This is a genomic window from Sphingobacterium siyangense (genome assembly GCF_007830445.1).
GTDB classification, from domain to species: Bacteria; Bacteroidota; Bacteroidia; order Sphingobacteriales; family Sphingobacteriaceae; genus Sphingobacterium; species Sphingobacterium siyangense.
This window is the reverse complement of record NZ_VLKR01000031.1, coordinates 1-26,586: the sequence shown is the minus strand read 5'-3', so window position 1 is coordinate 26,586 and position 26,586 is coordinate 1. Positions and strand designations below refer to the sequence as shown.

Sequence of the window (26,586 nt, the reverse complement as noted above, 5' to 3'; positions counted from 1 at the left end):
TTTTTTTATCACTTTGTCTGAGCGAACTGCAATTTTCGTTCACAGCTGCTAGACTAAAATTTCTCTAAACGGTTAATCTCTTTTTAGACCGAACTTCTCTATTTTACTATACAGGTGACTACGTTGAATATCAAGATCATCGGCCGTTTTGGAGACGTTCCAATTATTTTTTTCCAATTTATATTTTATAAATTCTTTCTCCGCATGATCTTTATAATCTTGAAACGAATCAAAGGAGTCCATATCTAATCCGTAATTCGTTGCACTTTTTTCATGAGCTATACCATTCACAGGTTCGCGGGACGGGTTAGCAAAGGCAACAACATCTTTATCGGTAATCGACCTGTCGCTCAAAATAATTAAACGTTCAATCATATTGCGCAATTCCCGAATATTACCTGTCCAAGGAAGATGACTCAACTCTTTCATTGCAGCAGTAGTAATTTCCTTTACAGGTATCCCGTATTCCATACAGATCTCTTCACAGAAGTTTGTGGACAATAAAGGAATGTCATCGACACGATCAGTTAATGCTGGCACATGGATCAGTATGACAGATAAACGGTGATACAAGTCCATTCTGAAATTACCATCTTCTATCTCTTTCAATAAATCCTTATTGGTCGCAGCTACTACCCTGACATTGACGTCAATTTCTTTGTCGCCCCCCACTCGCGTGATTTTATGCTCTTGTAATGCCCTTAGCACTTTAGCTTGCGCTGAAAGGCTCATATCACCGATCTCATCCAAGAACAATGTTCCACCACTAGCTTGTTCAAACTTCCCGATACGTTGTTTAATAGCCGACGTGAAGGATCCTTTTTCATGCCCGAATAATTCTGATTCGATTAATTCAGAAGGTATTGCGGCACAGTTCACTTCAATCAATGGGCCTTGTCCACGATTTGACTTTTCATGTAACCAGCGTGCAACCAATTCCTTTCCCGAGCCATTCGCCCCGGTAATCAATACACGGGCTTCTGTTGGTGCAACTCGGTCAATTGTTTCCTTAATACGTTTGATGGCCCCCGATTCACCCAGTATATCTTTTGTTTTCGAGCTGCTAACTTTTCGTTTCAGGACCTTGGTTTCTGTGACTAGGGAACTTTTATCCAGTGCATTACGAACCGTGATCAATAATCTATTCAGGTCCAGCGGTTTTTCTAAAAAGTCAAATGCTCCTTTTTTCGCGGCTTCAACAGCTGTCTCAATCGTACCATGTCCAGAGATCATAATAAAAGGGATGTCCGGGCTGCTTTGGTGTGCTTCCGCCAAAACTTCCATCCCATCCATCGTATTCATCTTGATATCACAAAGAACAAGATCTATTTTTTCCTTTTTTAAAATATCTAATCCATCCCGGCCATTGTCGACATCTAAAATCGTATAATCTTCATATTCCAAGATATCACGCAACGAACTTCTGATGGCGCGCTCATCATCAATGATTAAAATTGTACTCATAAATCGAGAGTTATGCTATTTTTTCAATTACGGGAATCAATATAAGGTTTTTTTGGCAATTAGCGAAAAAGAAGCAAACCTTGTAAGCCGGGTTCTGTAGACCACCGAAGTGGAATTTCTATCATTTATCTAGATTTGCCATCGCTGACAAACTCAATCAACCTACCCATTACGAATTCCAATAAATTGAAAGAAGACGAGCAGCCTTCGAATTTCGCAACCTATTTGGTCTTTCAACACACGAGGTTTACCGTAATATATGTCACCATACAAGACCGTAAGCTCTTACCTTACGTTTTCACCCTTACTCCGAAAAGCGGTATATTTTCTGTGGCACTTTCTGTCTGCTATTTTCATAGCAGCCTTCCCGTTAGGAAGCGTGTTGCTCTATGTTGCCCGGACTTTCCTCTCCTCCCAAAAAAGAGCAGCGATAGAACCAGTTTGCTTCTGCGCAAAAGTAGCTATTTTACTCGGATAAACCCGAATTTCTTTTCAATTTCGAAAAGACCATTCATTTTGCATCACAGGCATAAAAATCTACGCAATTAACTTGCGTAGATAAAGAAAGTTTTTGTATTTTCAATCTATCAAAAAAAGCATGGCACTCAATAAACTAGCTCTTATACGGTATAAAACGATTGACCATTGTCTTCGTTTACGACATCGGAAATGGACCTTGGAAGATCTTATGGAAAAGGTTTCCGATGCACTCTATGAATTTGAAGGAATCAAAAATGGGATAAGTAAACGCACCATACAAGGAGATATTCAACTCATGCGTAGCAATAAGCTCGGCTACAATGCGCCTATTGTCGTCTTGCATCGCAAATTCTACACCTATGAAGATCCCGACTATAGCATTAGCAATTCACCGATTTCCGTCGGTGACATGCAAAAAATGAAGGAGGCTGTAGAGGTACTTAAGCATGTGAGCGGTTTCTCCAGCTTTGATGAAATGAGCGATATTGTCGCACGACTTGAAGATAGCATCCATACAAAAAAGGACAATTCACCTTCTATTATACAAATGGAAAGCAACAATCTGCTAAAAGGCCTTTCTTTTATCAGCCCACTGCATCAAGCCATTCGTGAAAAAACGCCACTCCTGATCAGCTACCAATCGTTCAAAGCAATACAACAACAGGATCTCGTTTTCTCGCCCTATCTCCTAAAAGAATATCGTAATCGATGGTTTCTAATTGGTCAGCATAAAAAGAGTGAAGGATTGATGACACTAGCGCTCGATCGGATCAATGCTATCGAGGAAATGGGCAAAAATTCATACAGGGAATATACAGGGGTCGATTTCGAACGTTACTTTTCGGATGCTATAGGCGTAACGAAGACACAAAAGGACCGCGGGCACCGGGTGATATTGCAAGTCAATGCAAAAAATGCACCTTATGTAGCAACAAAACCCTTACATGCGTCACAGCAGATTTTAGACAAAAAGGAGGATGGTTCAATCTTAATTCGTATCGATGTTGTACTTAACTTTGAACTGGAAAGAGAAATTTTAGGTTTTGGCGAATCCATTAAAGTACTCTCCCCAAAAAAATTGCAAGCGAGAATAAAGCAGCGCTTGGCTGCTGCCACACAACTCTATGCTGAGAAATCTGTCGATTAAACGTCAAATTCAAGCCCTCTCGCTACCTCTCCAAAAATGCCTAAATATCTTGGGCGATGGCATAACCACTTGCCCAAGCCCATTGGAAATTATAACCGCCAAGCCATCCCGTAATATCAACAGTCTCCCCTCCAAAATAAAGACCTTCAACTTTTTTAGACATTAAGGTCTTGGGGTTTAGCTCTTCCGTTGAAACTCCTCCACGCATAACCTCAGCTTTATCATACCCCTTATCTCCCGCAGGTTTTACCTTGAAGCGATGAATAGTATCGACAATCAATTTCGCATCAGCTTTACTAAGTGAGGCAATTTTGGTATCCAATGCTAGAAATTTCCCAAGGGCATCGACCAATTTTCTGCTGAAATAATCGTTTAGCAATTGTGAAACAAGTCTTTTCCCGCCGTATTGCCGCTCTTGTTTAATCAGATTATCTAAATTAAAATTAGGCAGTAGATCAATCGTAATCTCCTGTCCCGGTCTCCAATAACTTGATATCTGAAGAATTGCAGGTCCGCTTAACCCCCAGTGCGTAAAAAGAATATTCTCTTCAAAAGACATTCCGGCAACAGACACTTTCGAGAACACCGAATTTCCAGCCAAAGAACTATACCAATCAGCATCTTTTCCAGTTATTGTCAAAGGGACTAGTGAAGGCGCTGTACCGACGACATTCAAACCAAATTGTTTGGCTAGGCGTAATCCAAAGTCCGAAGCGCCGAGTTTTTGGACCGGAAGCCCACCGGAAGAAATAACAACTTTATGTGCATGATATCGGGACTCACCTTTTGCATTTTCTACCGTTACCATAAAGCCATTATCGTTTTTTTCTACAGATTTCACCAAGGTATTCAATGCAATATCCTGCCCTGTCTCGTATAAAATTTTTGAAAATACAGCAACGATATCTTTTGCTTTATTGGTCTCTGGAAACAACTGGCCCAGTGTTTTTTCCTGCCCTACAATACCATACTGTTCAAAAAATGTAATGGTATCGTCCACTGTCCATTGTTTGAATATACCATGTAAAAAATCTGGATTTTCAGAAATGAAATTAGCGGGACTATTACCGATATTTGTATAATTACAGCGTCCGCCTCCGGAAATCAAGATCTTCGCGCCGACCTTATCGTTTCGTTCAAGGACCAAGGTCTTCTTTCCAATCAGCCCTGCTTGGGCTGCACACATCAAACCACAGGCTCCCCCCCCAATAATGATAGCATCGTATAGTATACTCACAGCAACAATCTAATAAGCAATCAATGTATTTTCAACAGAAACAACTCTTCGTTCCAATTGACTCTGATATCCCAATTCAATAATTTTAATGACATCCCGTGCCTGCTCTGCCGATGCGATCAAGGTAGTTTTGCCCAATATACTATCCGCAACGTTCTGATAAAAATCAGGATAAGAACCTATTTCAGAAGGAACCATTTCTTCAATGTCATTCCCCTGTTCAACGATATTGAGCTTGCCGTATAGACTTGGGTCTTCTTGTCCCCAGGTTGGATCCTCATCAGGAAATTTGCCATCACGCAGTAAGGCTTCCTGTGGGTCGACACCATATTTTACAAAATTTCCGTTCATTCCAAAGACACGATAACGTGCTGTGGGTTCTTTTGCAAGCATAGAACCTTTCAGAGATACCCGTAAGTTATCGTAGTACAATAGGCAGTCGAAATTGTCAATGGTTTTCGCATGATCCCGTTGGACAGCCAAATCTGCAAAGACAGCATGCGGCTTTCCAAATAACTGCAAAGCCTGGTCGATGAGATGTGGCCCCAGGTCATAAAATATGCCCGAACCCGGTAAATTTTCCTCTCGCCATGCGTTAGGTCGCAAATAATTACGAAAACGATCAAACCTTGATTCCAAATTTACAATCCGTCCCAACCTTCCACTTTTGACCACTTTCTCCACTGTCCGATAGTCTGAGTTGAACCTTAAATTATGGTAGGGTGCCAAGACCAGATTTTTCTCCTTAGCCAGAGCGATAAGCTCATCGGCCTGCTCGACACTATTGGTAAAGGGTTTTTCTACGACAACGTGTTTTCCTGCTTCCAATGCACGTTTTGCGAAAGGATAATGCATTTCATTGGACGTTGCAATCACGACTAAATCAATGGTTGCATCATTAAAAATATCATCTGCAGACAAAGCAATTTCTGCCTGTGGATAGCGTTCCTTTAGCAAACTTTGCTGATCTGCTTTCCGAGCAGTCACTTTAACAAGAGCCAGTTCAGCTATCGAACGCATCACGGGAGCGTGAAAAACCTGACCTGAAATTCCAAAACCGATAAGTCCTACGCGAATTTTCTTCATAGTATTACATTCTTTCAGGTACACGAATACCCAATAAGTTCATTCCTTTGGCAATAACCTTTGCCGCAGAAGCCGAAAGGTGCAATCTAAAGTTTTTCACATCATGATCTTCCGCTTTCAAGATGGTTTCTTCATGATAGAATTTATTATAAAACTTGGCTACCTCATAGATATAATTTGCCAATTGTGCAGGACTGAACTCTTGCGCAGAAGCTTCAATAATCTCCGGAAATGCACCCAGTTGTTGAATTAAGTCACGTTCGTAAGAGGAAATCGTCGCCGGTACAGACACAGCACTATCAAAATCGAATTCAGCCTTACTTAAAACAGATTTGATACGAGCATGCGTGTATTGAATAAACGGTCCTGTATGACCTTGAAAATCGACAGATTCATTTGGATCAAACAACAGGCGTTTTTTAGGATCCACTTTCAATAGAAAATATTTCAGTGCGCCCATTCCAATCGTATCGTACAGAACGGCTTTTGATTCCTCGTCCAATCCTTCAGTCTTGCCAAGTTCCTCGGTACGTTCCTGAGCGGTCTTAAGCATCTCAGCCATTAAATCATCCGCGTCAACAACTGTTCCCTCCCGTGATTTCATTTTACCTGAAGGAAGATCGACCATCCCATACGATAAATGGAACAATCCGTCGGCCCAAGCTTTACCAAGTTTTTTTAAGATTAAGAACAATACCTTGAAATGGTAATCCTGTTCGTTACCGACAACATAAATAGAATCATTCATTTTGAATTCATCATATTTCAATTGTGCAGTCCCCAAATCTTGTGTAATATAGACAGAAGTACCGTCGCCACGAAGCACAAGCTTCTGATCCAATCCTTCGTCTGTTAGATCAATCCATACGGAGTTATCCTCTTTTTTAAAGAAAACCCCTTTATCTAAACCTTCCTGAATAATATCTTTACCCAGCAAGTATGTATTGGATTCATAATAATATTTATCGAAGTCGACGCCTAATTGTTTATAGGTCTTTTCAAACCCAGCGTACACCCAGCTGTTCATGGTTTTCCACAGTGAGATCACCTCTTCATTACCAGCTTCCCATTGTTGCAACATCGCTTGTGCCTCCTTCATCAAAGGTGCATTTTTCTTTGCCTCATCTTCGGTCTGCCCTTCAGCCTTCAATGTCTCGATTTCCTGTTTATATGCTTTGTCAAAGACAACGTAATATTTTCCGACAAGGTGGTCTCCTTTAAGTCCAGTAGACTCGGGAGTCTCACCGTTACCAAATTTTTGCCAAGCCAACATCGACTTACAAATATGGATACCGCGATCGTTCACCAAATTTGCTTTGATCACATCATAACCATAAGCTTTTAGGATTTCCGCAACAGAATATCCCAATAAATTATTACGGATATGCCCCAAATGCAGCGGTTTATTGGTATTTGGAGAAGAATATTCAACCATCAGTTTCTTTCCATTCGCAGGAAATACACCAAAGTCCTTCGCCGTTATGGTCTGATTCAACAACGTGATCCAGTAAGCATCGGAAAGAACAATATTCAAAAAGCCTTTTATCACATTGAAATCCGATATTTCAGCAATATGCTGTTGCAAATATGCACCGATTTCCTTTCCGGTTTGTTCCGGAGAAGATTTCGAAAAGCGCGTTACGGGAAAAGTTACGATTGTAATTTGTCCTTCAAACTCCTTTCGGGTAGCCTGTAAAGCAATTTGATTTTCTAAAATATCTGCATTGTAAAGCTCTTTTACTGCCTGTACAGTGACTTCAACAAGTCGCTTTTGAATAGAATTTGCCATTTAATGATTTTGTAATTTTTACAACTTCCTGATAGTGAATTGGAAATAAATAACATTCCTTATTTAGGTATTCACCATTAAAGTATATCTTTGCAAAAATAATAAAAAATGCAGAGCTATCAGGAATTTCTTGACTTAAGTGTTGGTTTTCCGCAAGACGGATTCGAAATCATCGACGACGAATTGTATTTCCACGATTTGAATTTAATGGAAATGATAGAAACGTACGGTACGCCGTTACGTTTTACCTATTTGCCTATCGTCAGCAAAAAAATTCAGCAAGCGAAAATCCTCTTTCAGACCGCAATTCTGAAACACAACTATCGCGGATCTTACAAATATTGTTATTGTACCAAATCGTCCCATTTCAAGCACATCGTAGAGGAAGCTTTGAAAAATGATATCCACCTGGAAACTTCATCTGCATTTGATATGCCGATGATCGATTCATTGGAAAGACAGGGCACAGTAACGAAAGACATTACAGTGATCTGTAATGGATTCAAAACCTACCAGTACAAACAATATATTGTCGATATGATCCACGACGGATATAAAAACATTATACCGGTACTGGATAACAAAGAGGAGTTTAACCTTTATGATGATGAAATCGAATTGGATGAGCCTTGTGCTTTAGGTATCCGTGTTGCTTCCGAGGAGCAGCCAGATTCTCAATTCTATACATCTCGCCTAGGGATTCGCCAAGAAGACGTCGTTGAATTCTATAACAACAAGATCGCCGACAATCCAAACTTTAAAGTAAAGTTACTTCACTTTTTCATTAATTCAGGTATCTCGGACACCCCGTATTACTGGAACGAATTAGAGAAATACGTTACTTTATATTGTAAATTCAAGAAAGTAAATCCGGATTTAGATACCCTAGATATCGGTGGTGGGATGCCATTTAAGGACTCACTGGTACACGACTTTGATTACGAGTATATGGTCAATGAGATTGTCAATCGTATCAAACAAATCTGTGCGCACCATGAGGTAATGGAACCAGATATTATTACTGAATTTGGCAAATATACTGTTGCTGAAGCATCAGGTATTCTCTATAAAGTTTTGGGACGCAAGCAACAAAACGATCGCGAACGTTGGTTTATGATTGACGGTTCATTCATTACAAATTTACCGGATGTATGGGCATTGAACCAAAAATATATTCTATTGCCGATCAATAACTGGGATTCAGAATATGAACGCGTCAATTTAGGTGGAATCACATGCGATGGACAGGATTACTACAATCAGGAGGCACACATGAACTCGGTATTTATGCCGAAGACCCGTAAGGTACAGTACTTGGGCTTCTTTCATACAGGAGCATATCAAGATGTATTAAGCGGATATGGTGGAATCCACCACTGCTTACTTCCTTCACCCAAACATGTGCTTGTACGCCGCAATAGAGATGAAACATTCAACTATGAGGTGTTTGGTGAGGAGCAAAACTCCAAACAAGTCATGAAATTATTAGGCTATCAATAAGATATTCTACAGGAGCAAAACCTCTTTTTAACTGCGGAATAAAATATCCTTGTAGAAAAAGAATGGTTTCAAGCCCATATAAAAAGGTCTCGATCTTAGGAACGAGACCTTTTTATTTTCAGTCGATCCTATGACTGACTAGCTGGATTAAATCAAATTCGAAAACCAAAGTCATAGACACAACCCGATATTCGTCACTGGAAACAACGACGGTAAGCCTTGAATTAAATTTAAAATAACACGGACTTTATCCGTACCTAATAGGGACTTCATAGGGACCTCATTCGGATGAATGCGTATAAAACACCTGTTAATTCCGATTAAGCTTATGCGGAAATTCGGATAATTTAGTATGCTGATCACCAATCTTTCCCGACTTACTGTACAAAGAAAGGCTAAGTTTTACGGGAGTAACCCTTATCCGATCTTCCAACTTATTACATCAAAACAAAAGCCCCTTAAAAGGGGCTTTTGTTTTATTTACGCACTACTGTTAATTTAGTGGAGAATAGCAATATGATAGTCGGTAATTTTTATTTTGCGACCCAAGCTTTAAAGAAATTAAGCACTTTTTCTTCATCATAACCCTTCCCTTTTTCCAGGCTGCCGCTCTCCTGTACATGCAACGTTTTTCCATTTCTATCCAAAACAATAAAAAATGGATAACCTAGTTTATTCCCTTCAGGAGCATACTTTTGAAACACAGCCTCATTTTTATTCTCTTTTGAATAATTGAGGTGATAATAGAGGAAATGACTCTTTAACAACTTGTCGACACTTGCCGTTTTATGGATATAATCATTAAACCTTAAACACCAGACACACCAATTCCCACCAGCCTGGATGATGATATTTTTCTTTTCTTTCTTTGCCTGAACCAATAGTTGATCAATATCATTCTGTGCATTAGCGTCTGGATTGTAAGGCTTTGAAACATCCTGAGCTGTAGCAAGCTGCTGTGAGAACGCTTTGGACTGTACGAGTACCGTCCCAAAAAACACGATAGCTCCACACAGTAATAATCTTATATTTCTCATCATAAATAAATTAAATAGTGATCTAAAATTACAAAATCATTTCCCCAAACCAAAACATAAGCAGCATATAATGGTTAAACATTATATAGCTATTGACCATGAAAAAAAAACACCCAAGATCACAACAGACCTTATTTCAGCGGGTTTATAAAAACGCGATTAAGTCGTACACACATCAGCTTAAGCGATCAGAATGCAGTCAATATTAAAGACAACTCTATTGTGGAGAAGTAAAAAACAACCTGTTGATACGCCATATCCTGTCACTGGCAAAAACTAGAAAGGCTTCCTTTTGCTAAAATAAAAACAAAACAAAACAAAAACAAACACCTTGCCTTAACATAAATATTATTTAATTTCCTTTAAAATTCGACAAATATAGCATAACTTAGTATAAAGGAAGTAGTAAAACAAGTACAGAAGATTCACTACAAAAATCCAAAACGAAACAAAATGAAACACCAAGAATTCAAAAGGTCAAAACTGATCGAAAAAATAAGAGATACGAGCGCATGGGATGTTATCGTCATAGGTGGCGGCGCCAGCGGATTGGGTGTTGCATTAGATGCCTTAAGCCGAGGGTTCAGAACAATCTTGTTGGAGCAGGTTGATTTTGCAAAAGGAACTTCGAGCAAGGCAACGAAGCTTGTTCACGGCGGTGTACGTTACTTGGCTCAGGGCGACATCTCCCTGGTTAAAGAAGCACTTCACGAAAGAGGTCTACTTCAAAAAAACGCTCCCCATCTTGTCAAAAATCAATCCTTTATTATCCCCAATTACAGTTGGTTCGATGGCCCATTCTATACCATAGGAATGAAAATATATGACCTGCTGGCAGGTAAATTAAGTTTGGGAAAATCCATTCATATCAACAAAGAAGAAACCCTTAACCGCATAAGCACCGTTAGACCTAAAGGGCTATATGGCGGCGTGGTTTATCAAGACGGACAATTTGACGACTCAAGACTTGCGCTCAACGTTGCGCAAACCTGTATTCAAATGGGCGGCGTCGCGCTGAATTACGTAAGAGTCAATAACCTCACCAAAGACAGCGGTGGTCGAATAAATGGTGTCATCGCTAATGACACCGAAACGGGTGAAGTTTTCACCCTACAAGGCAAGGCTGTTATCAATGCTACAGGAATATTTGTCGATGACATCCTAAAAATGGACAGACCGGAAGCAAAACAAATGGTACGTCCCAGCCAAGGGGTCCACCTGGTATTTGACAAATCGTTTCTTCCTGGCGACGACGCCATTATGATCCCAAAAACGGATGATGGACGGGTCCTTTTCCTGGTACCCTGGCACAATCGGGTCATTGCGGGAACAACGGACACCCCTATAGACGAGCATAGCCTTGAACCGGTAGCTTTGGAGCAGGAGATCGATTTTATTCTGAAAACTGCGGGACGCTACCTGACAAAACAACCAACAAGAGCCGATGCATTAGCCGTATTCGCCGGCCTACGTCCGCTGGCAGCCCCTACAGGCAACTCCAACAAAACCAAAGAGATCTCACGAAGCCACAAGGTTATCGTCAGCGACTCCAAATTACTTACTTTAACGGGTGGAAAGTGGACAACATTCCGTCGAATGGGCCAAGATACCATCGACAAAGCGATAAAAATTGGTTGTTTGCCACAAAAAGAAAGCCGGTCTGCCAGTCAAAAGATTTATAGCGCCATTCCGACATCAGACAGAAGCAATCATATGTATATTTATGGCGCCGACCAAGATGCGATCAACGCATTGGCGCAAGAAAATCCGGAATGGAACGAAAAATTAATAGCACATCTTGAATTCAAAAAGGCTGAAGTTGTTTGGGCGGCACGCAATGAACTTGCCAGAACTGTGGAAGATGTCCTATCCCGTCGAGTACGGATACTATTTCTTGATGCGAAAGCTGCAATTGAAGCTGCTCCTGAAGTCGCAAAAATACTCGCACAGGAGCTGGAAAAAGATCAAGATTGGCAAAATGATCAAATAGCGCATTTTCAAAAAGTTGCAAAAAATTATATCTTAAAGTAATACAAAAAAATAACCAGCAATACTCAATTACTCAATTATGGAACAACAATACATCTTGGCAATGGATCAAGGCACCACTAGCTCCAGGGCTATAATTTTTGATAAGGACAGAAATATAGTCTCCGTTGCCCAGAAGGAATTTACACAAATATTCCCACAACCGGGATGGGTCGAACATGATCCACATGAAATCTGGTCAACGCAGGCAGGTGTCACAGCGGAAGCAACCACAAAGGCAGGATTAAACGGCAAAAATATTGCCGCCATTGGTATTACCAATCAACGCGAAACTGTGGTCGTTTGGGACAAAGAAACAGGAAGGCCCATTTACAATGCCATTGTATGGCAAGATAAACGCACAGCAGATTATTGCGACGAGTTACGTAGCTCTGGAAAACATGAGCTAATCCAGGAGAAAACAGGTCTGATATTAGACCCCTATTTTTCTGCAACCAAAATAAAATGGATTCTGGATAACGTGGAGGGTGCACGGGAAAAAGCACAAAACGGAGAATTAATCTGTGGAACCATAGACACTTGGCTCGTCTGGAACCTCACGCGTGGCGATGCGCACATCACAGATGTAACGAACGCTTCCCGCACCTTACTCTTTAACATCCATAGCATGGAATGGGATAAGGAGCTACTCGAATTATTTGACATCCCCGCTGCCATGCTGCCCGAAGTAAAAGAAAGCAGTGAAATATATGGAGAATCCCGGACAACCATTTTTGCACACAAAGTCAAGATTGCAGGAATTGCCGGCGACCAGCAGGCAGCACTTTTCGGACAGCAATGTATTGAAAAAGGGATGGTCAAAAACACCTATGGTACAGGATGCTTTATGCTAATGAACATCGGTGATAATCCAATCCGTTCAAAGAATAACCTTTTAACTACTGTCGCCTGGAAAATCAACGGGAAAACAGAATATGCTTTGGAGGGAAGCATCTTTATCGGTGGCGCACTGGTCCAATGGCTACGCGACAACCTCAACATCATCTACAAATCGGCGGACGTAGAGCAATTAGCACTTACAGAGAAGGATAACGGCGGCGTCACATTCATCCCTACCTTTGCTGGACTGGGAGCGCCGTACTGGAATGCTCGTGCACAAGGGACGCTATTTGGCCTGACGCGTGCAACCACCAATGGGCATATAGCACGCGCCTCACTAGAGGCAATCTCCCTCCAGACACGTGATGTGCTGCAAGCAATGGAAGCGGATAGTGGCATACCGATCAAAGAGCTACGTGTAGACGGCGGCGCAACGGCAAATAACCTACTCATGCAGATTCAGGCCAATGTGCTTAACAGCAAAGTTGTACGCCCTAAAATCACAGAAACTACAGCTTTGGGGGCAGCATACCTCGCAGGGCTGGCCGTGGGATTCTGGAAAAATGAGGATGAGATATCAAAGTTTTGGGCACAGGATCGTATATTTGAACCCGAAGCAGAGCAAGAAGAGCAAACAAAAAAGATCATTAAGCTCTGGACCAAGGGTGTCAAAGCATTACAGTACTGGACCGAAAACTAACCAACAAGCATGAACCATTATTTAGCAGAATTTATCGGCACAACCCTCCTCCTTCTTTTAGGCAATGGGGTTGTGGCCAACGTTATCTTGAAAGGAACAAAGGGAGAAAATGGAGGATGGATTGTAATCACCACCGCATGGGCACTTGCAGTCTATGTCGGTGTTGTATTTGCTGGCCCCTATACCGGAGCCCACCTCAATCCTGCGGTAACCATTGCCGTCGCTCTCAATCATGGTCTTCCCTGGATGGAAGTACCTGGCTATATTCTCGCGCAAATTGCCGGTGGTTTCTGTGGCGCCATGTTAACCTACATCATGCACAAAGACCATTTCGATGCAACAGCAGACCCAACCACCAAGCTTGGTGTTTTCGCTACGATACCCAACATCCGAAATACGTCAACAAATCTGGCAAGTGAAATCATTGGAACCTTTGTTTTGATTTTTGTTATTTTCTTCATAACAGGACAAGATGTGACCATCGACGGAAAAACAGCTCCTATTGGCATGGGCTCTCTTGGTGCTATACCCGTTGCATTTCTCGTATGGGCCATCGGCCTCTCGCTGGGTGGAACTACGGGATATGCCATCAATCCTGCCCGGGATTTGGGGCCGCGCTTATTTCATGCCCTTTGGCCTATCAAAGGGAAAGGAAGCTCCGACTGGTCTTATGCCTGGATTCCTTTCCTAGGACCTATCTTGGGCGCTATTTTAGCCTTTGCACTTTATACCTGTATAAAACCGGCCTAATCAAGATCACTGTACCTACGAAATAAAGGGGGATTCAATAATTGAATCCCCCTTTATTTTGTTATCCACGCTTGTTGTTACCCACGTTTGGGTTTTCTATGACCGTATTCACGATCCCGATCAAACGTGTTCATATGACGTTCCTTTTTCACAGGATACACGTCATCAATTACAATCAGTATACCTTTTTCTTCTACCGTACCAAACTCGTCATTACGCGCAGTGCCAAATGATTTCATCGTAGGTGATAGGTTCATATACGTATTTATCAACGGTGGAATATTCTCACCCAACGCTCTCACATGACTATTTAACACCTTATATCCTTCTTTATAATCCAGTCCATCAAACACGCCTACAAAACGTTCGTAATCATTTTTGATTTCCAATTCCGGAAGAGGAAGCACCAATTTATCATGATCAGGAAAATAGTAATCCATAAAATAAAGCAACATATCCCGTGCATCTTTATTGTAATGTGGATACATGGTCACTTTACCAAAGAGGTATTTAATTTCAGGGTTAAGCATCACCAAAGCCCCTAAACCGTCCCAAAGATTGTCCAATGAAAAAATTCCTTTTCTATTGTCGATGGCCGGTTGGTATTTAGGTTGTACAAACGATCTTCCCAATTCTATGGTGTAAGGTAGATATTCGTTCGTGAACAATTCGGAAAACTGAAAATAATGTGCTGTTGATAAATTGGGTATACCATTTACTTCACCAGCCTCAGCACATTTGATTACCCTATAACCAGCAACCACTTCTTCATCTTCGGGATTCCATGCGATCAACTGATCGTAACAATCTTCGCATGTATCATTTTCATCGATATCAATTGAAAGTCCTGTACCTCCCCCTGCTCCACGAAAAGTCAACTCTCGCAAACGCCCAATTTCACGCATGACATTTGGCGAATTATGATAGTTGATTAAATATATCTCGTTATTTCCATTGTTGGTATATCGTAAGAAGACGTCTTTATTCAATTCGGTCTTCAATAATTCTCTATCAACTGGAGGTATAATTTCTTGCATAAATTCTATTTTTCTTGAGCCAATCCATAAACCCTTCTTTTCACTTCCTCAGCCCAAGTTTTTTCGTTTTTTGATTGATCAAACGCTGTATAAGGGATTCTTTCTCCTACTATAATATTGACGGTATGTCCGCGTTGGGCAAACATTTCATCAGGTAAATATAACATTTCAATGTTTACCTTGAGACCCAATTTCTGTCTAAGCCTTGCAAAATTATAAAAAAACTTAGAGTTTTTACCGTCAATCAACACCGGAATGACATCTTTTTTATATTTTTTTGATTTGCTAATAAAACTTTTTTTCCATTCGAGGTCTTCTATGTGGCCATCGTTTTGTTTTCTGGAAACCAAACCTGCAGGAAACACCAGTAGCGCATCGTCCGCTCCATAGGCCTCCTCAATCGCAGAGATCGCCTGTTTCCCTTGCCCCCCTAACTTATTGACACCGACAAACAAAGGCCTCAAATTACCTATATTTAAAAGAATATCATTAACCAAGAACTTCACATCGCGTCTATACTTACCTATAGCGTGCATAAATGCAATACCATCCAATCCTCCCAAAGGGTGATTGGACGCAAAAATAACCGGATCCGATACGGGAATATTTTCTGCCCCATACAAATTGACCTTGACATCCAGATCGTTGATCAATGCATCAACAAAATCCAAGCCTTGAAGATCTGCAAAGCGCGTCATAATATCATTTATCTCGTCTTCATGAATTGTCCTTTTTAAATAATTAAGTAAAAAAGACGGAATCCATTTAGCAAGCCCCGCATTTTTTTTGTGAATAACTTCACGTATATCAATAAACTTTTTACTCTCGCTTGTGATCATCAATCTTACTGTTCCAATTAAAAATACTTCTCCTCCATTTAGGCCCCGTTTTATGCCTATTCCAATTCGTTGACAAAAATAATAACAGAATGGTAATAAAAGTACAATTTTAAACTTTAAAATTGTACTTATTTGCAATTATGTAATCTTTCGCTGTTCTTCGTATTTTAGGTATTACAAGCAATCAATGAATTAAGCATAAATCTGATCTGTAAAATTTCTTTTCACCTACTTTTTTTATTAAGTTTGAGTATGCTAATAAGTCAATTTCTTTCAAATGCTGATTTCAGTATTCAAAATGCTGATTCAATACAACAAGCGCTAGAGAAGCTGCAAGATATGCTTTGTAAAGAATTAGTCGTTTTAAATGGTGACGACTATATTGGCCTGGTTAATGAAACCATCTTATTGGATGCGGAAGATGAAGATGCTCCCCTTTCATCCATAAAAATAAATACAGCCCCCATACAGCTGAAGTTTAATCAACACCCTTACGATGCCTTGGTGATGATAACTGTATATAATAGTACAATCATTCCTGTTTTAGATCAAGACAACAAATATATTGGTGTGTCAACGCAATTAGATATATTAAAGGCAATAAGTTCAATTCAATCGCAAAATGAATCTGGGGCTATTATTGTGTTGGCAATTGGCTTACATGATTTTTCACTTTCACAGATTGCGCACCTTGTTGAAAGTGACAATTGCAGAATACTTAATTGTGCGACCAAAATAAATTTGGAAAGTGACCATATTGAAGTTACCCTTAAAGTCGACAAGTCGAACATTAATGCATTACTGAATTCATTCCTAAGACACAACTATTTAGTTCTTGAAACCCATAATACCATAGCTGCATTTGACGACACTGCCGACCGTTATCAGCAGCTCATGAATTATATTAACATTTGATTAGGATTAGTTTTTTCTCATCTTTGCCCCATAAATTGAAAACAATATGAGAATCGCAATATATGGAAGAGAGTTTCAGCCCTCTGTTATACCACATGTGAAACACTTATTTGAATATCTTGTCGATAAAAATATTGAGATCTGGGTCTATGATCCATTTCATGAATTTCTGCTATCACAATTTGAATGTACCTTTAATTTCTCAACATACAATACCTATCAAGAAATCAAAGACGATATTGACATTATGTTGAGTCTGGGCGGAGATGGAACCATGTTATCTGCTGTTTCCTTGATTAAAGACTCCGGAATTCCAATTGCAGGGATAAACTTTGGACGCCTCGGTTTTTTAGCTTCCATCAATAAAAATGATTTTGAAGATGCTATCGACGCTATACTGAACCAACGTTTTACGATACAGAAGCGCGTGTTGCTCTCTGTTGAATCTGAACAGGTTAATTTGTTCCAAGGCAATCACTATGCGCTCAATGATATTACCGTATTTCGTTATGACAGCTCGGCCATGATTACGGTCAATGCACGCATCAATGGCGAACTACTGAATTCATACTGGGCTGATGGACTAATTATCGCTACCCCCACCGGATCCACAGCTTATTCGTTGAGTTGCGGCGGACCTATTATTATGCCAGAAAGTGGCAATTTTGTCATTACCCCCATCTCTCCGCACAACCTCAATGTGAGACCCATTGTCATCTCCAATCAGTTTACTCTTGAATTGGAAATAGAGAGTCGAAGCAATCAATACATCCTTAGCTGTGATTCCAAAAACGAATCCATTGATACATCTGTAAAATTAACCATTAAACAGGCTCCATTTACTATTAATCTCATTAGGCTCCCGCATGAAAGCTTTTTCAGCACGCTGCGGGAAAAATTACTTTGGGGTATCGATGTCAGAAACTATTAGGATATTAATAGCTTCGCACAGCCTCGCTTTGCACGCAGGAAAAGAGATAATCTGCTAGATGAAGATGTTTCAAACAATCTTTCTACATATTGTACTTCTGAATTTCCAATTAAAAATCGATATTTGGAAGAAATAAAGGAAGACGGAATAAGAATATCCATAATAGAAATCCAGGTGCAATAATTAATCAATGAAAAGTGCGTTAAACAAACAATAATCATTGATAGCAATACAGGAAACCAAAAATAGGTTTTAAAACGCCAAAATAGCATTTATGGCTAAGGTGTTAATTTTATTGAAAACAGCAAAAATGAGTTTTTTAGATCAGATAGATACTATTAAATTGCCACAGCATATCGCCATCATCATGGATGGCAATGGCCGTTGGGCAAAACAGAAGGGGAAACTTCGTGTATTTGGGCATCAAAATGGTGTAAAAGCAGTACGAGAAGCATTAGAAGGATGTGTAAAAGCCAATATTAAATTTCTGACACTTTATGCATTTTCTGCAGAAAACTGGAATCGACCTAAACTTGAGGTGATGGCACTGATGGAACTATTGGTTACTTCCCTTAAAAAAGAAATCAAAACTTTTCAGGAGAATGGCGTCCGCTTGAATGTTATTGGTGATATCACCAAATTACCCTCAAATGCACAAAGAAAGCTGCAGGAAACCATTGAAGCAACGAAAGAAAATACACACTGTACGTTGACATTAGCTTTGAGCTACAGCTCTCGACAAGAAATTGTGGACGCTGCCCGAAATCTAGCGCAACAAGTAAAAGACGGAAAACTCCATGCAGACGAAATTAACGATGAATTATTCGCTGCAAATCTCTATACACAAAACCTACCCGATCCTGACCTTCTGATACGTACCAGCGGAGAATTGAGAATAAGTAACTTCCTACTTTGGCAAATTGCCTATTCAGAATTATGCTTCCTAGATAAGATGTGGCCTGAGTTTACGAAAGAAGATTTATTTAAATCCATCGTCGATTATCAGCAACGCGAAAGAAGGTTTGGAAAAACAAGTGAACAGTTATAAAGATTTTATTAAATTTGACCACTGATTTGAAAAAAAGCAAGCTGGTTAAATTTTCTTAATTAACAAAAATTAACAAACGATTGGTGTACTTTAGCGCCAATAATTATAGATAAATGAAGCGTATACTACCCGTAATACTATTTTTTGGTCTCTCATCAATGCAGCTTGTCTACGGACAAGACAAAGGTGCTTTCAATTTAAATGACCCAGAAAAAATCAGCTATCTCAATCCTAAAAACTATGTAATTAGTGCTATTGATATAACTGGAACACAATTTTTAGATAAAAATGTATTAATTACGATCTCTAAATTGTCAGTAGGTCAATATTTGGAAGTTCCAAGTGAGGCGACTGCAAAAGTAGTGAAGGATATGATGGCTCAAGGCCTCTTTGATGATGTCGAATTATGGGCAGATAAAATTGAAGGTGAAAATATATTTTTGACCATCCGTGTAGTAGAACGTCCTCGTTTAACTCGTATTGATATCAACGGTCTAAGTAAAAGCCAGACCGAAGAAGTTCGCAAACGTTTAAATAGCAACACTGGTAAGATTGTCAACGAAAACTTGATGAACACCACACGTGCTACAATCCAAAGGTTCTTAAAAGAAAAAGCTTTTTTATATCCGGAGATCACCCTAAAAACAGTGAAAGACTCGGCACAGGCTAATAATGAAATACTTATTGCCGATGTGGATAAAAAACATAAGGTAAGAGTCAAAAAAATGACTTTTACAGGGAATGAACATTTTTCTCAAAAAGAATTGAGAAAAATGGCCAAGCCAATCAAGCAAAAAATGTGGTACCGTATTTTCGGTCCTGGAAAATTCAAGGAAGAAAAATACAAAGAAGGTAAAGAAAACCTAATCAAGAAAATGGCAGCCAAAGGCTATCGTGATGCGACGCTCTTGAAAGATACGGTTATTCGCGAGGGTGAAAAAAATGTGTTGGTTAATTTTGACATCTATGAAGGTCCTAAATATTATGTAGGTAATATTGTTTGGACAGGTAATGCGAAGTATTCTGACACCTTACTAAATAAAATTTTAGGTATCAAACGTGGTGATGTTTTTTCGGAAGAAAAATTAACAGCAAAATTGATGGGTCCTACAAAAAATAGTGATGACATCTCTTCAATCTATATGAACGATGGTTATCTTACGTTCTCAGTAGACCCCGAACAAACGCGTATTTACAACGATACCATCGATTTGAATTTACGTGTATATGAAGGTGCTCAATATACCATCAATAACGTTATTGTTAAAGGTAATGATGTAACCAACGACCGTGTTGTATTACGTTCTATTTATACAAAACCTGGTCAAAAATTCTCAAAAGAACAAATTATGCGCAGTGTGCGTGAGATTGCGCAGTTGGGAAATTTTGATGAGCAAAAGACAAACCCAGTACCGACAAATCTAAATTATGCGGATGGTACAGTGGACATTGTTTATAATGTTACTGAGAAACCTTCGGATCAGGTCGAACTTTCGGGTGGTTATGGTGCCGGTCAGATCATCGGTACCTTAGGTTTAACATTTAACAACTTCTCTACCAGCAATTTCTTTGACAAAAGTTCCTGGAAACCGCTACCACGTGGAGATGGACAGAAGTTGAGTGTCCGTGGTCAAACTTCGGGTAAACGTTATCAATCGTATAGTTTCTCTTTCTCCGAGCCTTGGTTAGGTGGTAAAAAACCAATTTATTTTGGTTTGAGCGCCTATACTTCGAGTTCATCATATGGTGGGTTTAACTACTATACTGGCGAGCAAATTGTTAAGGATTCCGAGTTGAATCGTATTTGGATGACTGGTATTACCGCCACATTAGGTAAGCGTTTGCAATGGCCAGACAACTGGTTCCAGGCAAACACCTCCTTGTCATTCCAACGTTATAAGCTTCAGAACTATGGAAATTACTTCCTATTTGATAATGGTACAGCTTATAACATCAACTTGACGCAAGAGTTTAGCCGTAATTCGATCGATGCTCCTATCTATCCTACTTCGGGTTCAAACATCAAATTCTCGGTGCAATTGACGCCTCCATATTCATTGTTTAACAACATTGATTATAAAAATGGTTCGGCTCAGGAACGCTACCGTTGGACAGAGTACCACAAATGGAAATTTGACTCGCAGTGGTATGCAAAAATTGCGGGAAAACTTGTTTTCAAAGCACAAGCTCAATTTGGTTTCTTGGGTAAATACTCCAGCAAAACTGAAATATCAACTTTCGAGCGTTTCAAAGTCGGTGGGGATGGTATGCAAGGGTTTGATTACCTACAAGGATCTGAAATTGTTGCGTTACGTGGTTATGCAAATGGTGTAATCATTCCTGAAGGAACACAAAATGTGAATGTGGCACGAAATTCAGGTAGTCCAATCTATACGAAATATCAAATGGAATTACGTCACCCGGTGATGTTAAATGATCAGGCAACAGTTTACGTATTGGCTTTCGCTGAAGCGGCAAATACCTGGAACAAGTTCACCGAATACAATCCATTTAAAGTACGTCGTTCTGCAGGTGTTGGTGCCCGTATCTTCTTACCGATCTTCGGTATGCTAGGAATAGATTACGGCCATGCATTCGACCCTATCCCGGGTTTACCGAGCAGTACATGGAAACAAAACTTTACATTTAGTATTATGCAAAATATGGGTGGATTCTAATCTTTGTTGATCCAATCCTGTCGAAATAAAATAAAAAGCTATCGCAAGAAATTGTAGATAGCTTTTTTGTTTTAAGATTATTTTCCAGTAAATCATGTATTTTTCTTTCATTTCCACCCGATCGGATTAAATGCCAAATCACCCTATATATCTTATAAATTTTCTTATATTGAGTGTCGTTATGATCACCGAAAAAAAGAAGCCATAAACAGCACCCAGGCAACTAGCATTGGAGCATTCTTCAACAAGTTAAATAGTGTTAAACCCGAGAAATATCTGTTAGATTGCTTCTTTTTTCTTATTTTTGAGCCGTAAATTTACGTAGAGCGGTTTTCTCGAATTAAACTTTTGGGATTATCCGAAGTCATAAGGTAAATTAGTGTTAAATAATAAAAGTATAGTCTATAAAAACTTACAGGAAATATGAAAAAAATATTGTTAGTTATAGCTTTTGTAGTCGTGAGTGCTACAGCAACATTTGCCCAACAACTTGCATATGCTGATTCAGAATATATCCTAAAACATATTCCTGAATATACGACTGCACAGAAACAGTTAGATGACCTTTCTAAGCAATGGCAGGAAGAAGTGGATCAGAAATATGCTGAGATTGAAAAACTATATCAGGCTTATCAAAAGGACCAGGTCTTATTAAATGAAGATATGCGTCGTCGCCGTGAGGATGAAATCGTGACAAGAGAAAAAGAAGTAAAAGACTATCAAAAACAAAAGTTTGGATTTGAAGGCGACCTCTTTAAAAGACGTACTCAATTGATGAAACCTATTCAAGACCGTGTAGCAAAAGCTATCCAAGATGTTGCTTCGGCGCAGGGAATTGATTTTATTATGGACAAGGGCAATGAGTCTACTTTTCTCTATGCCAATCCAAAATTGAATAAAAGTAATGATGTCATTACAAAATTAGGATATAAACCCAATCCGAGTCTTGCAAACTAAGCGGGAGTTTATTATCATTGTGGACACAAATAGTAATAGTAGTAATTAATTAGAAAACTAAAAGATTGCCATAAAGATGGCTCATTAGATTAAAATGAAAAGCATGAAAAATTTATTAAAGGGTGCGGTTGCTTTAGTGGCAGTATTTTTCTCAACTCAATTCGCAAATGCGCAGCAAAAAATTGGTCATATCAATTTTGCTGAAATTATTCAGTCTACATCTGAATTTAAAGCAGCTGAAGGGCAGTTGAAAACATTGAGCGATGGTAAAACCAAAGAAATTCAAGATATGGTTACCATCTATCAAACAAAACAAAAAGATGCAAACGATAAATTGCGTAACAGAAGTGAAGCAAATAAAGAAACTGTTGATCCAGAAATCAACAAAATAGGTCAAGAATTACAAGATATCCAAGCGCGTATTCAGACAGCACAACAAGCTGCTCAAGAAGACTTAAACAAAAAAGAAGAAGAATTAATTGCACCTATACACAGAAAAGTTGGTGAAGCTGTAAATGCTGTTTCTAAAGAAAAAGGCATGGCTTATGTATTTGATATTTCTAGTACAAATATTCCTTATTTCCAAGGTGGAGAAGACTTAACTGCTGCAGTAAAAACGAAATTAGGTATTTCAGCTACAGCTACTCCTGCTGCTCCAGCAAGAAAATAAGCTAGTAGACAAGGCAATAAAAAAGGGATTATCGATATCGATAATCCCTTTTTTATTGCCTATCTATTTTCCCAATGGCAAGTGAATCGCAATCAGCGTACAGCGCCGACAGCACCAAATACGCTCCAGTTCTACAGCCAAAAGAATAAGGGAAACTCAAAAGCTTATCGAATCAGTCAAATTATAGTGTAAATAAAAATCTGCTGCTTGATTTTCTTGCATTTACCAGCTAAATTGTAGATATTGGTTCGGAAAACAAACATATCTACCCTAATGAAAACTTCATGGTCCCAAATTTGTTCATTAACTGACGAATATAAGGTACCCAGGAAAGCTTCGTCGTTAAAATGATTTTATTCGCATGAAAAAGAAAGTAATTGAGGATAATCCTAAAAAAGAAAGAAAGGTAACTTCCGGTCCTATTCGCGACAAGGAACGCACCAAGGCGCGAATGATCGCTGCTGTCGGAAAGGTAATTCAGAAAAAAGGATACCATGCATTGAATGGGCCTAATATTGCTTTGGAATGTGGACTGAACAAAGCATTAATATGGAATTATTTTGGCGGTCTCGATCAACTGGTGGAAGCTTACCTAACACAAAAAGATTTCTGGCAAATCGGAGACAAGGGCGTATTGGAACAAATGATCACAAACCCGGGCTCCATCAGTATCTCCTTGATAGAAGAATTGCTTAAATCTCAATTTAACACCTTTTTGAAGGATAAGACGAAGCAAAAAGTTATTCATTGGGGACTGGGCGAAAAAACAAAAGCGCTTAAAAATATAGCCGACAGAAGAGAATTGCTCGGCGAAGAACTATTTAAACATGTCGATTCAAAATTCGAAAACTCCGAAAACGACCTTAGAGCGACATTAGCGATTTTAGTCAGTTCAATTTATTATTTGAGCCTTCAGGCAAAATCTACAGGTAGTACATTTTGCGGTATTGATGTAAATACCGAAGCAGGAAAAGAACGAATTCAGAAAACGATGCGTAAAATATTAGAACAGACATTTTCTGATGTTGAGCTGTAGTCTACTCAGATACAACTAGAGAAAACGTCCAAGAAGAAATAATTCCTTCTTGGACGTTTTTCATTACAGCCTAAATTCACCATTAAAAATTTCCAATAATTTATCGTGTTAGGTCCTCATTTTTGATTTATTTTTACTATGTTAGCATAACAAAATAATATAGTATATTTGTTTATAACCAAGATACAAGCATATGATAGGTCAACTAATATTTGCGGTTTGTTTCGCTGTAGCATTGTTTCTTTTTAGCAAAAATGCACAACAGATTTATCGTAATATCAAGCTAGGCAGACCGGCAGATCGTTCGGACAGATCCGCGGAGCGTTGGAAAATGATGTTCCTCGTCGCCTTTGGTCAAAAGAAAATGTTTAAGCGTATTTTCCCCGCAGTCCTACATTTATTTGTATACCTTGGATTTGTCATCATCAATATTGAGATGTTGGAGATTGTCATCGACGGGCTTTTTGGTACACATCGTATCTTTTCATTTCTAGGGAGTTTTTATAATTTCCTGATTGGGGCATTTGAATGGCTCGCGCTGGGTGTACTGGTATCCTGTCTCATCTTTTTATTTCGGAGAAATATTGCTAAAGTAGCTCGCTTAAATAGCGCGGAATTGAAACATTGGCCCAAGACGGATGCAAATATTATTTTAATCACAGAGATTCTTTTAATGTCGGCTTTCCTGCTGATGAACGCTTCTGATCTTAAATTGCAACTCTATGGCTTTGCACATTTTAAATCGGCAGGTTCCTTTCCAGTAAGCCATTATCTTCTTCCATACCTTCCTACTTCGACGGAGGCCTTATTTTTAATAGAGCGGTCTTGTTGGTGGTTTCATATCCTAGGTGTACTTGCCTTCTTAAACTACCTCCCCTATTCCAAGCACCTTCATATTATTTTGGCTTTTCCGAACACCTATTTTTCTAATCTGAACGCAAAAGGCAAACTATCCAATATGCCAGCTGTGACCAATGAGGTTAAGGCAATGCTTGATCCGAGTTTCACCCCGCCTCCAGCAGATGCAAATGCACGCTTTGGAGCCAAAGATGTCCAGGATTTAACCTGGAAGAGCTTATTGGATGCATATACCTGTACTGAATGTGGACGTTGTACATCTTCCTGCCCCGCAAATATAACGGGAAAGCTGCTGTCCCCACGAAAAATCATGATGGATACACGGGATCGACTCACTGAAGTCGGTACGAATATCAAAACAAATGGAAGCTTTCAGGATGACGGAAAATCTCTCATTGACACTTACATCAGTCGAGAAGAGTTATGGGCCTGTACAAGCTGTAATGCATGTGTAGAACAATGCCCGGTCAATATTAATCCTTTGGATATTATTATTGAGCTACGCCGCTTTGCTGTTATGGAAGAATCACAAGCTCCTGCGAGTATTAACAATATGTTTGGAAATATTGAGAACAATGGTGCCCCATGGAAATATGCGCAATTGGACCGCGCCAATTGGACTCAACAACAATAGTTTTATGATGGAAAATGAATTAAAAGTTCCCACAGTTGCAGAACTGTTGGCCAAAGGAGAAACTCCTGATATACTATTTTGGGTAGGTTGTGCAGGGAGTTTTGACGAACGTGCACAGAAAATTACGCGCGATATCTGCAGAATATTACAACATGTCGGTTTAAAATATGCCATCTTAGGTACAGAAGAAAGTTGTACAGGTGATCCTGCCAAAAGAAGTGGAAACGAATTTCTATTTCAAATGCAGGCCATGATGAACATCGAAGTACTCAATGGCTATGAAATCAAAAAAATAGTAACGGCTTGCCCACACTGTTTCAATACCTTGAAAAATGAGTATCCATCCCTAGGTGGTAACTATGAGGTCATTCATCATACACAATTGATCCAAAACCTGATCGATGAAGGAAAATTAAAACCAGCGGATAACAACGTATTCAAAGGAAAGAAGATAACCTATCATGATCCCTGTTATCTTGGCCGTGCAAATGAGGTCTATGAGGCACCGAGAAAAGTATTGGAAAGCTTGGATACCCAGTTGATCGAACTGAAACGTTGTAAGAGCAATGGACTTTGCTGCGGTGCTGGGGGCGGACAAATGTTCAAAGAACCAGAGCCCGGAGCAAAAGACATTAACATCGAACGTATCGAAGAAGTCATCGATGCAAAGCCTCAAGTTGTCGCTGCAGCATGTCCTTTCTCTGTATGACGATGTTAAAAGATGGCGTAAAAATAAAAGAAAAAGAATCAGAGATTGAGGTGTTGGACATTGCGGAAATAACTGCCCGAGCAAATCAATTGTAAATTACATTAATTACGAAATAAAAGAGGCCCGATCATACGATCGGGCCTTTTGTGTAGGGAGAAGAATATCTCCTGTCCACGCTTAAATTAGGGGAATCCCAAAGCCGGTTAAAATATAGGG

20 protein-coding genes, 1 other RNA gene and 1 pseudogene are annotated in these 26,586 nt (G+C 39.5%); 14 read left to right on the top strand and 8 right to left on the bottom strand.

What is annotated here, in order from left to right; genetic code table 11:
• Positions 1–72: 72 nt before the first annotated feature.
• Positions 73–1,464, bottom strand: a complete 1,392-nt coding sequence (locus IQ31_RS21575; RefSeq protein WP_088160865.1) for a sigma-54-dependent transcriptional regulator — start codon at positions 1,462–1,464, stop codon at positions 73–75.
• 67 nt (positions 1,465–1,531) lie between these two features.
• Positions 1,532–1,911, bottom strand: an RNA gene (rnpB, locus tag IQ31_RS21570) — RNase P RNA component class A.
• A gap of 151 nt (positions 1,912–2,062) precedes the next feature.
• On the opposite strand from rnpB, the gene IQ31_RS21565 reads away from it, so the two are divergent.
• Complete coding sequence (locus tag IQ31_RS21565) at positions 2,063–3,091, top strand: helix-turn-helix transcriptional regulator (protein WP_145329997.1); 1,029 nt, start codon at positions 2,063–2,065, stop codon at positions 3,089–3,091.
• A 40-nt stretch (positions 3,092–3,131) separates the two neighbouring features.
• Here the strand turns inward: IQ31_RS21565 and IQ31_RS21560 are convergent, their stop codons facing one another.
• The 3 genes from IQ31_RS21560 to argS are packed head-to-tail and all read right to left on the bottom strand — an operon-like array spanning position 3,132 to position 7,203.
• Positions 3,132–4,322: a BaiN/RdsA family NAD(P)/FAD-dependent oxidoreductase gene (locus tag IQ31_RS21560; protein ID WP_145330049.1), complete on the bottom strand. Its 1,191-nt coding sequence runs from the start codon at positions 4,320–4,322 to the stop codon at positions 3,132–3,134.
• A gap of 15 nt (positions 4,323–4,337) precedes the next feature.
• Complete coding sequence (locus IQ31_RS21555) at positions 4,338–5,414, bottom strand: oxidoreductase (RefSeq protein WP_088160863.1); 1,077 nt, start codon at positions 5,412–5,414, stop codon at positions 4,338–4,340.
• A gap of 4 nt (positions 5,415–5,418) precedes the next feature.
• Entirely contained in the window at positions 5,419–7,203 is a 1,785-nt protein-coding gene (argS, locus tag IQ31_RS21550) for an arginine--tRNA ligase (protein WP_088160862.1), read from the bottom strand.
• Between the two features lie 108 nt (positions 7,204–7,311).
• Between argS and IQ31_RS21545 the strand changes: the two genes are divergently transcribed.
• Positions 7,312–8,703: an arginine decarboxylase gene (locus IQ31_RS21545; protein ID WP_046675638.1), complete on the top strand. Its 1,392-nt coding sequence runs from the start codon at positions 7,312–7,314 to the stop codon at positions 8,701–8,703.
• Between the two features lie 533 nt (positions 8,704–9,236).
• Here the strand turns inward: IQ31_RS21545 and IQ31_RS21540 are convergent.
• Positions 9,237–9,743, bottom strand: a complete 507-nt coding sequence (locus IQ31_RS21540) for a thioredoxin family protein (RefSeq protein WP_232475726.1) — start codon at positions 9,741–9,743, stop codon at positions 9,237–9,239.
• A gap of 450 nt (positions 9,744–10,193) precedes the next feature.
• Between IQ31_RS21540 and IQ31_RS21535 the strand changes: the two genes are divergently transcribed.
• From IQ31_RS21535 to IQ31_RS21525, 3 genes are read left to right on the top strand one after another with little or no spacing between them, the layout of a single operon-like run.
• Positions 10,194–11,771: a glycerol-3-phosphate dehydrogenase/oxidase gene (locus tag IQ31_RS21535; RefSeq protein ID WP_088160860.1), complete on the top strand. Its 1,578-nt coding sequence runs from the start codon at positions 10,194–10,196 to the stop codon at positions 11,769–11,771.
• Between the two features lie 37 nt (positions 11,772–11,808).
• Positions 11,809–13,308, top strand: coding sequence for a glycerol kinase GlpK (glpK, locus tag IQ31_RS21530; RefSeq protein ID WP_145329995.1), 1,500 nt, complete (start codon positions 11,809–11,811; stop codon positions 13,306–13,308).
• Between the two features lie 9 nt (positions 13,309–13,317).
• Complete coding sequence (locus IQ31_RS21525) at positions 13,318–14,058, top strand: MIP/aquaporin family protein (RefSeq protein WP_145329993.1); 741 nt, start codon at positions 13,318–13,320, stop codon at positions 14,056–14,058.
• 77 nt (positions 14,059–14,135) lie between these two features.
• Here IQ31_RS21525 and glsB read toward each other — a convergent pair whose 3' ends face one another.
• Positions 14,136–15,095 carry a glycine N(alpha)-acyltransferase GlsB gene (glsB, locus tag IQ31_RS21520; RefSeq protein WP_075991769.1) on the bottom strand — a complete coding sequence of 320 codons (960 nt, stop codon included), beginning with the start codon at positions 15,093–15,095 and terminating at the stop codon, positions 14,136–14,138.
• A 5-nt stretch (positions 15,096–15,100) separates the two neighbouring features.
• The gene (glsA, locus tag IQ31_RS21515; protein WP_088160857.1) at positions 15,101–15,934 is read right to left on the bottom strand and encodes a lyso-glycine lipid O-acyltransferase GlsA; all 834 of its coding nucleotides are present in this window, start codon (positions 15,932–15,934) and stop codon (positions 15,101–15,103) included.
• Positions 15,935–16,186: 252 nt separating this feature from the next.
• Here glsA and IQ31_RS21510 point away from each other — a divergent pair, with 252 nt between their 5' ends.
• The 9 genes and pseudogenes from IQ31_RS21510 to IQ31_RS21470 all read left to right on the top strand — a co-directional run bounded on the left by IQ31_RS21510 (position 16,187) and on the right by IQ31_RS21470 (position 26,465).
• Positions 16,187–16,849: a CBS domain-containing protein gene (locus IQ31_RS21510; protein WP_075991767.1), complete on the top strand. Its 663-nt coding sequence runs from the start codon at positions 16,187–16,189 to the stop codon at positions 16,847–16,849.
• Between the two features lie 46 nt (positions 16,850–16,895).
• Positions 16,896–17,780, top strand: coding sequence for an NAD kinase (locus IQ31_RS21505; protein ID WP_145329991.1), 885 nt, complete (start codon positions 16,896–16,898; stop codon positions 17,778–17,780).
• Between the two features lie 310 nt (positions 17,781–18,090).
• Positions 18,091–18,828, top strand: a complete 738-nt coding sequence (locus tag IQ31_RS21500; protein WP_088163492.1) for an undecaprenyl pyrophosphate synthase — start codon at positions 18,091–18,093, stop codon at positions 18,826–18,828.
• Positions 18,829–18,941: 113 nt separating this feature from the next.
• Positions 18,942–21,506: an outer membrane protein assembly factor BamA gene (gene bamA, locus IQ31_RS21495; RefSeq protein WP_075991764.1), complete on the top strand. Its 2,565-nt coding sequence runs from the start codon at positions 18,942–18,944 to the stop codon at positions 21,504–21,506.
• 423 nt (positions 21,507–21,929) lie between these two features.
• On the top strand, positions 21,930–22,463 hold the full coding sequence (locus IQ31_RS21490) for an OmpH/Skp family outer membrane protein (protein WP_046671928.1): 534 nt from the start codon (positions 21,930–21,932) through the stop codon (positions 22,461–22,463).
• A 103-nt stretch (positions 22,464–22,566) separates the two neighbouring features.
• Positions 22,567–23,133 carry an OmpH/Skp family outer membrane protein gene (locus IQ31_RS21485; protein WP_145329989.1) on the top strand — a complete coding sequence of 189 codons (567 nt, stop codon included), beginning with the start codon at positions 22,567–22,569 and terminating at the stop codon, positions 23,131–23,133.
• Positions 23,134–23,494: 361 nt separating this feature from the next.
• Positions 23,495–24,169: a TetR/AcrR family transcriptional regulator gene (locus IQ31_RS21480; RefSeq protein ID WP_070569195.1), complete on the top strand. Its 675-nt coding sequence runs from the start codon at positions 23,495–23,497 to the stop codon at positions 24,167–24,169.
• A 193-nt stretch (positions 24,170–24,362) separates the two neighbouring features.
• Entirely contained in the window at positions 24,363–25,661 is a 1,299-nt protein-coding gene (locus IQ31_RS21475; protein ID WP_088160854.1) for a 4Fe-4S dicluster domain-containing protein, read from the top strand.
• A gap of 7 nt (positions 25,662–25,668) precedes the next feature.
• A pseudogene (locus IQ31_RS21470) lies at positions 25,669–26,465 on the top strand ((Fe-S)-binding protein).
• The last annotated feature ends 121 nt before the right edge of the window (positions 26,466–26,586 follow it).